General features: G+C 65.4%; 8 protein-coding genes and 1 pseudogene. 5 read left to right on the top strand and 4 right to left on the bottom strand.

Translation table 11 applies throughout. The annotated features are described in order from the left end of the window. On the top strand, nucleotides 1-858 hold an 858-nt coding region (locus J4F42_17145), incomplete at its 5' end, for an NAD(+)/NADH kinase (GenBank protein MCE2487244.1). Between the two features lie 286 nt (nucleotides 859-1,144). On the opposite strand, the gene J4F42_17140 is transcribed toward J4F42_17145, so the two are convergent. Next, on the bottom strand, nucleotides 1,145-2,686 hold the full coding sequence (locus J4F42_17140) for a sigma 54-interacting transcriptional regulator (GenBank protein MCE2487243.1): 1,542 nt from the start codon (nucleotides 2,684-2,686) through the stop codon (nucleotides 1,145-1,147). A gap of 214 nt (nucleotides 2,687-2,900) precedes the next feature. On the opposite strand from J4F42_17140, the gene J4F42_17135 reads away from it, so the two are divergent. From J4F42_17135 to J4F42_17120, 4 genes are all read left to right on the top strand, one after another. After that, nucleotides 2,901-5,666, top strand: a complete 2,766-nt coding sequence (locus tag J4F42_17135) for an MMPL family transporter (GenBank protein ID MCE2487242.1) — start codon at nucleotides 2,901-2,903, stop codon at nucleotides 5,664-5,666. 4 nt (nucleotides 5,667-5,670) lie between these two features. Next, nucleotides 5,671-7,410, top strand: coding sequence for a DNA repair protein RecN (gene recN, locus J4F42_17130; protein ID MCE2487241.1), 1,740 nt, complete (start codon nucleotides 5,671-5,673; stop codon nucleotides 7,408-7,410). A 132-nt stretch (nucleotides 7,411-7,542) separates the two neighbouring features. After that, entirely contained in the window at nucleotides 7,543-8,553 is a 1,011-nt protein-coding gene (gene pdhA / locus J4F42_17125) for a pyruvate dehydrogenase (acetyl-transferring) E1 component subunit alpha (GenBank protein ID MCE2487240.1), read from the top strand. 19 nt (nucleotides 8,554-8,572) lie between these two features. Continuing rightward, on the top strand, nucleotides 8,573-9,553 hold the full coding sequence (locus J4F42_17120; GenBank protein ID MCE2487239.1) for a pyruvate dehydrogenase complex E1 component subunit beta: 981 nt from the start codon (nucleotides 8,573-8,575) through the stop codon (nucleotides 9,551-9,553). 39 nt (nucleotides 9,554-9,592) lie between these two features. On the opposite strand, the pseudogene J4F42_17115 reads toward J4F42_17120, so the two are convergent. The 3 genes and pseudogenes from J4F42_17115 to J4F42_17105 all read right to left on the bottom strand — a co-directional run. Then, nucleotides 9,593-10,378, bottom strand: a pseudogene (locus J4F42_17115) (ABC transporter permease). Between the two features lies 1 nt (nucleotide 10,379). Further along, the gene (locus tag J4F42_17110) at nucleotides 10,380-11,573 is read right to left on the bottom strand and encodes an ABC transporter permease (GenBank protein MCE2487238.1); all 1,194 of its coding nucleotides are present in this window, start codon (nucleotides 11,571-11,573) and stop codon (nucleotides 10,380-10,382) included. A gap of 12 nt (nucleotides 11,574-11,585) precedes the next feature. Then, on the bottom strand, nucleotides 11,586-11,888 hold a 303-nt coding region (locus J4F42_17105; protein MCE2487237.1), incomplete at its 5' end, for a hypothetical protein.

Below are 11,888 nucleotides of genomic sequence, written 5' to 3'. Positions count from 1 at the left end.
ATCGGGCAAAACATCGGACTGGTCATCAAACGCAACCAGCCAGAAGTCGCCGCCCTGGGCCGCGAGGTCGTGGCCTGGCTGCGGCAGCGCGGCAAGACCATCTGGGCCGAGGACAACACCAGCCATGAGATCGGCCTCAGCCAGGGCTGGCGCAAGGTCGAGATCATGCAGCGCGCCGACCTGGCCATTGTGCTCGGCGGTGACGGCACGCTGTTGAGCGTTGCCCGGCGGACCAACCAGCGCGAGGTCCCCATCCTGGGCGTCAATCTGGGCGACCTGGGTTTTCTGACCGAAACCACGACCGACGAATTCCTGGCCACCTTGGAACGGGTGTTGGAGGGAGATTTTGAGGTCGAGCGGCGCAGCCTGCTGCAAACCACGCTGACGCGCGATGATCAGCCAGTTGGCGTCTTTCAGGTCCTCAACGATGTGGTGATTAACAAGGGCGCGCTGGCCCGTATCCTCGACCTCGAAACCTGGGTGGATGAGCAGTATCTGTGTACCTACAAGGCCGACGGCCTGATTGTGGCCACGCCGACCGGTTCGACCGCCTATTCCCTGTCGGCCGGCGGCCCGATTATTGACCCGGCCGTCGGGGTGGTCGTCCTGACCCCGATCTGTCCCCACACCCTCACCAACCGGCCGATCATTCTGTCCGACCAGACCGATATCCACGTCATCCTGCAGACCGCCGAAGAAGATGTCATCCTGACCCTGGACGGCCAGGAGGGCCACCCCCTCAGAGGCGGCGACCGGGTCAGCATTCGGCGCTCCGACATCACCGTGTCGTTGATCAAGTCGCCCAACCGGACCTATTTTGACGTGCTGCGCAACAAGCTGCGCTGGAGCGAACGCTGACACACGAGGCTTCGACTACTCGACGCTCTCCGATTTTTTACGCTTGACTTGCCCAGGGCCGATACGCCGAACGAAGGCGAGGAAGTATCGGCTTCGGCCAGTACGGATCAGGAAGAGACACCATGAAAGCATATCTTTTTGCGTACAGTCAGGCGTGCATACAAGCGTGTGATCCCTGCTGGCTGCCGAGATGTGGCTGCTGACCCGCGCGGCGCTGAGCTATGTCGAACGGCGCGCCGTCAACCGCTGAGCCCAGCCCCGCTCCAGAGAACGACCGGGAAGGCCTCTAGGAGCGCAGACCCAGGCGTTTCATCAAGCGTGACAGGTTTGACTGGGGCAGGCCGAGCCGCCGGGCGGCCTCGGTTTGATTCCAGTCCGTCTGCTCCAGGACGCGCCGCACGCGCCGACGTTTGAATTCTTCCACCGCGACAGACAGCGGCCGGCTGTCGTCGGGTGCCTCGGGCTGCGGTGCGCCATTGGGCTGGCGGCTGGCGGAACGAATCTCGACCGGCAGATCGGCGATGCTCACGTCCGGACCGGCGGCCAGCACCACCGCCCGCTCAATCGCGTTTTGCAGCTCGCGCACATTGCCCGGCCAGGGGTAGGCTTGCAGGACCGGCAGGACGGCCGGGTCAAGGCCGAGCTGGGGGCGCTTCATTTCCCGGCAGCTGTGTTCCAGAAAGTGTTGGACTAGGCCGGGAATGTCGGCCCGGCGGTCACGCAGGGCGGGCAGGGTCATCGACACCACGTTGAGCCGGTAGTACAAATCCTGCCGAAAACCGCCGGTCTGCATGGCCTGCTGAAGATTGCGGTTGGTGGCGGCTAGAATCCTGACATCAACCCGAATCTCGCGCGTCCCTCCCAGCCGCTGAAACTCGCGCTCCTGGAGCACGCGCAGCAGCTTGACCTGGAGGTCAGGCGCCAGGTCGCCGATCTCGTCCAGAAAAATAGTTCCCCCGTCGGCCAGCTCAAACCTGCCCTTCTTCTGGCCGGTCGCCCCGGTAAACGCCCCCCGCTCATGGCCGAACAGCTCGTTTTCGAGCAGCTCGGGCGACAGCGCCGTGCAGTTGACGGCAATAAACGGATGGTCTGCACGCGGGCTCCACTGATGGATGGCCCGGGCCAGCACCTCTTTGCCGGTGCCGCTCTCGCCCAGTAGCAGGACGGTTGACGGTGTGGCTGCGGTAGTCCGGGCCAGACGCAGGACTTCCTCCATGCTGTTGCTCGGGCCGGCAATCAGGTGGTAGCGATCCTGGATGACCTCCTGAAAGGCAACCTTGGCGTTACGGACCGTGGTAAATGCCCTGGCCCGGCTCAGCGCGGTGGCGGCCAGGCTGCCAAAGGCCAGCAGGAGTTCCATATCGGCCTGGCTGAACCCCGCGGCCTTGGTGGTGTTCAGCGCCTCCATCACGCCGATGATCCGCCCGCGCCGTTTGAGCGGCACGCACAGGATTGAGGTGGTATGAAAGCCGGTCTTCTGATCCACCCCGCCAAACCAGCGCGGATCGGTGGACACGTCGTTGCTGACCAGCGGCTGGCCGGTTCGGGCCACCAGCCCGGCAATGCCCTGGCCGAGGTCAATGCGGAACTCTTCGACCCTGGCCTCGCCCTCCATGGTGGTGAAGGCCAGTTGCCCGGCGGCCTCGTCAACCAGACCCAGGCTACAGCCTTGAGCCGAAAAGAGGCGAATGGCCGAGCTGAGAATGGCTCTGAGCAAATCCTCGGCTTCGACCGTGCCCATCAGCAACTGGTTGATTTCGATCAGGCTGGCCAGACGAGTCCGGGTTTGGATCAGCTCGTCCTGCTTCGCCTGGATGGGGTTAGACATGGCGTGTCTATATCATGTTGATATTATTTGCCAACCCGCTGGAACCGGGCAGGCACGGGGCCATGTTGGGCGCAGGGCAGGCACGGGGGCCTGCCCCTACAATACAATGCGGCGGTCGATCCAGGGGCGTGTGTAGGGGCGACCCCCTGTGGTCGCCCCTCAGCTTCCACCCCGGTTCTCTTCGCCCATGGTCTGAGGTATATGGCCTAGGAAGATGGAACGCATGTACGGCCTGATCGTGGGCAGACCAAAACTGATCCTGAGCCTGATTCTGTTCCTGACCGGCGTGTTTGGCTGGTCTGCGCGACACATTCAGCTCGACAGTTCGGTTGAGAGTCTGTTGCCCGGCGATAATACCGACTCGCAGTATTACGCCGAGATCCGGCAGCTGTTCGGCAGCGACGAGATCGGGGTAGTGGGCATTATTGCCGACACCATCTACACCCCCCAGAGCCTGCAAAAAATCGTCCGCCTGAGCGAGCAGATCAAGGCCATTGAGGGCGTGGATGACGTGATCAGCCTGGCCAATGCGGTCGATCCGATTGCCAACGTGACCGATCCGCCGCTGTTGATGCCCCGGATTCCGCGCACCCCGGCCGAGATGACGGCCCTCAGAGACACCCTGGCCGACCGGCCGATCTACCTCAAAAATCTGGTCGCGTCCGATGGTCGGGCCGCAGCTATCAACGTCGTTTTTGCCGATATGAACGACGACGAGTTCCTGCGGCTGGGGATTGATGACAAAGTCGTCGCCCTGATCGAGCAGGAGAGCGGTCCCGAGCGCATCTACTATACCGGTCTGCCCCACCTCAAGGTCTACTCGACACGCGGCATGCAGCAGGATCTGGTCCGCTTTGTGCCCCTGACCCTGGTGTTCATCGTGGCCGTCCTGTATCTCAGCTTTCGCTCCATGCGGGGAGTGGTGTTGCCGGTGTTGACCGTGGTCGTCAGCCTGACCTGGACGCTGGGCATCATCGTGCTGAGCGGCAACCGTCTGAGCCTGGGCAGCATGGCCCTGCCGCCGCTGCTGCTGGTACTCGGTACCGCCTACTCGCTCCACGTAGTGGCCGAGTACTACGAGCTGGCCAGCCCCGACCGCAGCCCGCGTGAGGTGGTGTTCGAGGCCCTGCGCCTGACCGGTCCGCCGATCTGCCTGACCACCCTGACCACGGTGCTCGGGTTTTTGTCCCTGTCGGTCAACTCGATCGTCAGCATCCAGCACATGGGGCTGTTCTCGGCCGTCGGCATCAGTCTGGCCTGCGCCCTGTCGCTGCTGCTGGTGCCGGCCGGGCTGGTCCTCCTGCCTCTGCCCAGCGCTGGTGGGTCGCTGCCCAGCCTGGCGCGCGTCAGCACCGCCCTGCGGCGGCTGTGCTATTTTGACATTCGCCGGCGCCGGCTGATTCTGATCCTGAGCGTCCTGATTGCCGTGGCGGCGGCGTACTTGACGGCTTCCATTCGGGTCGATTCAAACTTTCAGTCTTTTTTTCGGGCCGACGATCCCATTCGCTTGGCCACCGACGCGATCAACGAGCATCTGGTCGGCAGCATGGCGTTTTACGTGGCGATTGACGGCGACGAACCGAACAGCATCAACCGCTGGGAGACGCTGCGGCGCATCAAGGATTTGCAGCTGTATATCGACGCCCAGCCCGGCGTGGACAAGACGGTGTCCTTTGTCGATTACTGTGAGCTGCTCGACCGCGGCGCCCAGTCCGGCGCCGGCGGCGACCTCATCGTCTCGCCCCAGGGGGAGATTATCCAGGCTCCGGCGGCCGGCGCCCAGACCACGTTCTGGGACAATCCCGAGCAGCTGCGCGGCGTGTTGCAGATCGTCACCCTCAGCCCGGGTAGTTTTGAGCGGGTGGTCAACATCGACTTTTCGCGGACCAATATCCTGGTCCGCACCAGCCTGTCGCAGTCGAGCGATATCATGGCCCTGGTCGAGCGGGTCGAGACCTTTGCCGCCCAGACCTTTCCGCCCCAGCTGCGTGTCCGCGCCACCGGCAACCTGGTGCTGCTGACCAAGACCACCGGCGATATCGTGTCCGGTCAGGTCCAGAGCCTGGCCCTGGCCGCGACGGTGATTTTCGTCATCATGGCCGGCATGTTCCTGTCGGTCCGGGTGGGGCTGATCGCCATGATCCCCAACCTGTTTCCGATCCTGGTCTTCTTTGGCCTGATGGGTCTGTCGGGCGCGGTCCTGAACCTTGGCACCAGCATCGTGGCCTCCATCGCGCTTGGCATCGCGGTCGATAACACGATCCACTTCATGACCCGCCTGAGCACCGAGGTGCGCAATACCTCCGACCAGCGCCGCGCCCTGCTGGCGACCCTGTCCACCATCGGCAAGCCGGCCGTGCTGGCCACCCTTATCTTGCTGCTGGGCTTTGCGGTGCTGGGCTTTTCGCGCTTTGTCCCGATTCGGGAGTTCGGCATCCTGTCGGCCATCACCATGGCCGCAGCCCTGGCCAGCGACCTGGTCCTGCTGCCGGCCCTGATCGCCACGACCAGGATCATTACCGTCTGGGAGCTGCTGCACCTCAGGTTGGGCCGCGACCCGCACAAGACGATTCCGCTGTTTGCCGGGCTGCGCCCGTTTCAGGCCAAGCTGGTCACCCTGATGGGCGAGTTCAAGACCTTCCCGCGCGGCCAGCCGATTATTCGGCGTGGGGAAACGGGCAACGAGATGTTCGTCCTGGTCAGCGGCACGACCGACGTGTACGTCCACACCAACGGTGACCGTAAACACGTCCGCGTCCACGGCCGGGGGGACGTGTTTGGCGAGATGGGCCTGATCCGCAACCACGAACGCACGGCCGACGTGGTGGCGGCCGAGGATGTCGAGGCGCTGGTGGTTGACGAGCGCTTCCTGTCCCACATGCAGCGCCGCTATCCGCGCACCGGAGCCAAGATTTTCCTGAATATTGCCAGAATCCTGAGCGACCGCTTGCAGGCTTCCGGACCGCGCACAGGCGGGTGAGGCGATGCTGCGTTCTCTGCACATTACGAATTTCGCCCTGATTGACGAACTCGAGCTGTCCTTTGAGAACGGCCTGAACGTCATCACCGGCGAGACCGGGGCGGGCAAGAGCCTGTTGATGCAAGCGCTCGGCCTGGCGGTTGGCGGGCGCGCCTCGGCCGAGCTGGTGCGCCATAAAGCCCACGAGGCGGTGGTCGAGGCGTTGTTCGATATTCACGACTACCCGGACCACAGTATCGCCCGCCTGCTGGAGGACGGTGGCTATCCGGTTGAGGACGAAATCCTGATCCGTCGCGTCATCTCCCACACCGGCCGGGGGCGGGTGTACTGCAACGGCGCCCTGACCACCGTCGGCCTGCTGCGCCGGCTGGGCGTCGCGCTGCTCCAGGTCCACGGCCAACACGAGCAGCACAGCCTGCTCGAAGCCGAGGCCGCCCAGACCCTGCTGGACGGGTTTGGCGGGTTGGGTCCGAACGTGGCCGAGATGCAGCAGCGCTACAGCCTGCTGCGTCGGGCCTGGGCGCAACGACAAGCCTTGGTCGAGGGTCGCCGGGAGCGCGAGGACCGGCGCGAGCTGTTGCGGTTTCAGCTCGAGGAAATTGCCCGGGCCGAGCTGCGGGCCGGCGAAGAGGAAGACCTGCGCCAGGAGAAGACCGTGCTGCTGCACGCCGAAAAGCTCCAGCACGGCGTGGCCGGCGGCGAACACGCCCTGGCCTCGGGCGAGGACGCGCTGACCGACCGCCTGGGCCGCATCCTGAGCCAGATCCAGGACTGTGCCCGGCTCGACGAGCGCCTGTCCGAGGTGCTTGAGCTGTTGCAAGGCGGCCTGGCCCAGCTCGAAGAGGCTGCCCTGTCGCTGCACCGCTACGGCCAGCGGCTGGCCCCCGATCCCGAGCGGCTGGAGGAGATTGACGCCCGGCTGGCCGTGCTGTCACGGCTCAAAAAGAAGTACGGCCCCAGTGTCGAGGCCGTCCTGGCCCGCCATCAGCAGCTCAGCCGCGAGCTGGCCGGTCTGGACAGGAGTGAAGAGAGCCTGGCCGCTCAAGACCGGGCGGTGGCCGACGCTGCGGCCGCAGCCTGGCTGACGGCCCACGAGTTGTCCGCCGCCCGCCGCCGGGCGGCCCACAGCCTGGAAGCCCGGATGGGTGACGAGCTGGCCGGCCTGGGCATGCGCGGCGCCCGCTTCGGCGTCCGTTTTGCCGACCAGCCGGACGTATCGCCGGACGCCGATGATCCGCCCGACCCGCCCGACCCGTTCGTCCATGGGCAGGCGCGTCTGGGTCCGGCCGGCTGTGACCGCCTCGAATTCTTCCTGTCGGCCAATCCCGGCGAGCCGGCCCTGCCCCTGGTCAGGGTTGCCTCGGGCGGCGAGCTGTCGCGTCTGATGCTGGCGCTGAAGGCGCTCAGCGTTGAGGCCAGAGAAGCCCCGACCCTGATTTTTGACGAGGTCGACGCCGGCGTGGGCGGCGGGGTGGCTGAGGTCGTGGGACGGCGTCTGCGCTCCCTGGCAGTCCAGCGGCAGGTCTTGTGCATCACCCATCTGCCCCAGATCGCGGCCTTTGCCGAGCACGCCTACACCGTGGTCAAAACCGTTACTCAAGGCCGTAGCGTGTCCACGGCAAAAAGTCTCACCCGAGGCGAACGCCTCGACGAGCTGGCCCGCATGCTGGGCGGACTGGAGGTCTCGGCCGAGGCCAAACGCCACGCCCGTGAGATGCTCGACCGGGCCGCCAGAGCCGGTTAGGGCGGGACTGCTTTTCTGTTTTCTCCCCCTTGCTTTTGCCCGTCGATGCGGCCAATAGAATACGGAAGGTGGAAAGCGGGGTGGGGGCTGATGGCGGGACGGAGTGAAAAGCCAGGACACGAGGATGGATCTATGGATAAAGCGCTGATGCTGTCGCTGTATCGGGATATGGTTCGCATTCGCCGTTTTGAAGAGGAGGCCGCGCGCTCATACTCGCGGGGCAAGATGGGCGGCTTTCTGCACCTGTACGTGGGACAGGAGGCGGTCGCCGTCGGTGCCATGTCGGCCGTCGAGCCGACCGATTACATTGTGGCCACCTACCGCGAGCACGGCCACTATCTGGCCCGGGTCGGCGACATGAAGGCGGCCATGGCCGAGCTGTTCGGCAAAGCCACCGGGTGTGCCAAGGGCCGGGGCGGCTCGATGCACTATTTTGATGTGGCCAAGCGCTTCATGGGCGGCCACGCCATTGTCGGCGGCCACGTACCCATCGCGGCCGGTATTGCCTTTGCGTCCAAGTATCGCGGCGAGCACGACGTGACGCTGTGTTTCTTTGGCGAGGGTACGGCCAATATGGGCGCCTTTCACGAGGGCATGGCCCTGGCCGCGCTGTGGAAACTGCCCGTCGTGTTCATCTGCGAGAACAATCTGTACTCGATGGGCACGCCGCTGTACCGCACCCTGGCCGTCGAAGACGTGGCGGTGCGGGCCAAGGGTTATCCCATGCAGCAGGAGATCGCCAACGGCGACGATGTGCTGGAGATCCGCGACACCGTCCGCCGGGCTGTCCAGCGGGCTCGGACCGAGAGCCTGCCCATCCTGGTCGAGGCCAAGACCTACCGCTTTCGGGGCCATTCCATGTCCGACCCGGCCAAATACCGCACCAAGCAAGAGGTCGATGAGTGGAAGAAACGCGACCCCATCTTCCTGCTCGAGCAGCGTATCTTCGGCCTGGGCATGGCCACCGAGGAACAGCTCAAGGCGATTGACGACGAGGCCAAGGCCGAGGTCGCCGAGGCGGTCGCGTTTGCCGACGAGTCGCCCGTTCCCGATCCGTCCGAGCTGTACGACTACGTCTACGCCCAGGCCCAGCCGGACGAGAAGATTATCTCTCTGCCCCACCGAGCGCGCCAGGCCGGTTAGCCGCTGAAGGAGACATACCGTGCGTGAGATCAGCTATCGGGAAGCCGTGCGCGAGGCCATGGCCGAGGAGATGGAACGCGACGAGCGCGTGTTTCTGATGGGCGAAGAGGTCGGCCATTACAACGGGGCGTATAAGGTGTCGGAGGGCCTGCTCGACCGGTTTGGCGAGCGCCGGGTGGTGGACTCGCCAATTGCCGAGGCCGGTTTTGCCGGGGTCGGGGTCGGGGCGGCGATGGTTGGTCTGCGGCCGATTATCGAGTTCATGACCTGGAACTTCTCGCTGTGCGCCTACGATCAGATCGTCAACAACGCGGCCAAGCTGCGCTACATGTCCGGCGGCCAGCTGTCCCTGCCGATTGTTTTTCGCGGCCCGGGCGGGGCCGCCCACCAGCTGGCCGCCCAGCACTCCCAGGCGGTCGAGAGCCTGTACGCCTATGTGCCCGGCCTGAAGGTCATCGCTCCCTCGACCCCGGCCGACGCCAAGGGCCTGCTCAAGTCGGCCATCCGCGACGACAACCCCACGATTTTCATCGAGGGTGAGGTCTTGTACGGCCGCAAGGGCCAGGTCGAGGACAACGAATACCTGGTCCCGGTCGGCCGGGCCGAGGTCAAACGCACGGGCAGCGACGTGACCCTGGTGGCCTGGTCCAAGATGGTCTATGTCGCCCTCGAAGCCGCGGACGAGCTGGCCAGCCAGGGCATAGACGCCGAGGTGATTGACCCGCGCACCATACGTCCCCTGGACGACGCAACCCTGCTGCGCTCGGTCCACAAAACCAACCGCTGTGTGATCGTCGAAGAGGGCTGGCCGATGGCCGGCTTTGGGGCCGAGATTTCGTACCGGATCATGCAGGACGGGTTTGACTCCCTGGACGCGCCGGTCGCCCGGGTGACCGGCGAAGACGTGCCCATGCCCTACGCCAAGAATCTCGAGGAGCTGGTGATTCCGAGCGTCAGGAAGGTCGTTGAGGCGGTGCGCGGCGTGGTGTATCGGGATTGAGGCGGCGCTCGCCCGTGCGGCGACGCACCACTCGACGGTCAGCAGGAATAGCAGCGAGAAGACGATCAGCAGGCTGGCCACAGCCAGAATCGCCGGACTGATCTGCTCGCGGATACCGGTCCACATCTGACGCGGCACCGTGCGCTGTTCCAGGCCGCCCATGAACAACACCGTCACCACCTCGTCGAACGAGGTGGCAAAGGCAAACACGGCGCCCGAAATCACACCCGGAGCGATCAGCGGCAGCACAACGCGCCAAAACGTCCGCAACGGTCCGGCGCCCAGACTGGCTGCGGCGCGATACAAGGTGGTGTCGAAACCGGACAGGGTGGCGGTCACGGTGATGACGACAAACGGCGTGCCCAGGGTGGCGTGAGCCAGGATGAGGCCCAGATAGGTATAGCTGAGGCCCAGGCTGGAGTAGAAGAAGAACATGCCCGCCGCCGAGATGATGACCGGGGTGACCATTGGTGAGATCAACAGGCCGCTGATCACGGTCCGACCCGGTAGGGCCGGACTGCTCAGTCCCAGTGCCGCCAGCGTGCCCAGCACGGTTGCCAGTGCGGTGGCCGACAGGCCGATGAACAGGCTGTTGAGCAGGGCCTGGCTCCAGGTCTGGTCGCCCACGACGGTCCGGTACCAGCGTAGCGAATAGGCGTCGGGGTCCAGGCGCAGCATGCCCTCGCTAAAGTTAAAATACGGCTCGGCGTTGAAGCTGAGCGGCACTATCACCACCAGCGGGACGATCAGAAACACGAACACCCCACTACACCATATCAGGTAGGCGCTGCGGCCGGCGCGCCTCCACGCTCTTCCCGGTGTCATCTCAGCCCAGCCTCATCCGCTCCAGCCCGACCAGGCGCTGGTAGAACAGGCAGAAGACGCCCACAAAGGCCAGCAGCAGGCCGCCGAGGGCTGCGGCCAGCCCCCAGTTCAGCGAACTCTGCATGTGGTAGGCGATCATATTGGCGATGAGCTGGCCGCTGCGGCCGCCGACCAGTGCGGGCGTAATGTAGTAGCCGGTGGCCAGAATGAAAACGAGCAGCGAGCCGGCGCCAACGCCGGGCAGGGTCTGGGGCCAGTAGACGCGTCGGAACGCCTGGACCGGACTGGCGCCCAGCGAGGCGGCGGCGCTCATGTGCAGTTGCGGGATGGTGCGCATGACCGCGTACAGCGGCAGCACCATGAAGGGCAGCAGGACGTGGGTCATGGCCACCATGGTGCCGGTCATGTTGTAGATCATGGCAAAACGATCGTTATCGGCGATCAGGCCCAGCGCCACCAGCGTGGAGTTGATCACCCCCTGGGTCTGGAGCAGCACGATCCAGGCCGTGGTGCGCACCAGCAGTGAGGTCCAGAACGGCACCAGGACCAGCAGCAGCAGATTCGCCCGGCGCGGCGGGGCGTGGGCAATCAGGTAGGCGACCGGATAGCCGAGCAGCAGGCACAGCCCGGTCAGGCTCAGGCTGACCACCAGGGTGCGCCACAGCAGGGGCACGTAGACGCGGTACTCGGCCGGCCGCCGGCCGATGCTGCCGTCGCTGTGGCGTTCCAGGTCGAGGGCGTGCAGGTAGTGACGCAAGGTGAAGCGCTGGCCGGCCTGGCGAATCGCGTGCCAGGTGTGCACATCGTCCCAGGCGGCGTGCACACCGACCAGGGTATCACGCCACGGCCCGCCGTCCGTTTCGCGCAGGCGGCGGGCGGTGCGGACAATGACGCTCCGCAGGCCGGCCCGCACCCGATTGATGCGGGTGGCGATCTGGCCCAGGCTGCGCTCCTGGTGGGCGCGGCGCAGCTCCTGGGCCAGGGCCTCGAACACCGGCTCCGGCGGCGGCTGGCTGCCCTGCCAGTCGCGCAGCAGGCCGAGGGTGCGGGGCAGGCCGTCGGCCACCACCGGGTCGTAGACGCTGCGTGACAGCATGGTCGCCAGCGGTGCCACAAAGGTGAGGCCGATGAAGGCCACCAGGGGCAGGACCAGCCCGGCGGCACGCAGCTGGGGGCCAACAAGAATAGCGGACACGTGGACTCTTTTTCAGCGAGCCAGCCAGGCGCTGAAGCGCTCGTTCATCTCGTCGCCGTGGTCCCGCCACCACCGCCAGTCGTGGTGCAGGGCGCGGACGACGTTTTCGGGGCTGGTCGGCATATGCGGCTGCATGTCCACCCCGGTCTCAAGATGGGTGCTGATCAGGGCCGTGGCCGAGCGTCGGGCCGGACTGTAGGCGATATGGCGACCGACAGCAGCCACCGACTCGGTGCGGGTTGCAAAGCGGAGGAAGGTGCGGGCCGCCTCCAGCCTGGGCGTGCCGGCCACGATGGCGAGCAGGCCGTGGTCGAG

Source organism: Desulfurellaceae bacterium (genome assembly GCA_021296095.1).
Taxonomy (GTDB): domain Bacteria; phylum Desulfobacterota; class Binatia; order Bin18; family Bin18; genus JAAXHF01.
This window is presented reverse-complemented; position numbering and strand designations above follow the sequence as displayed.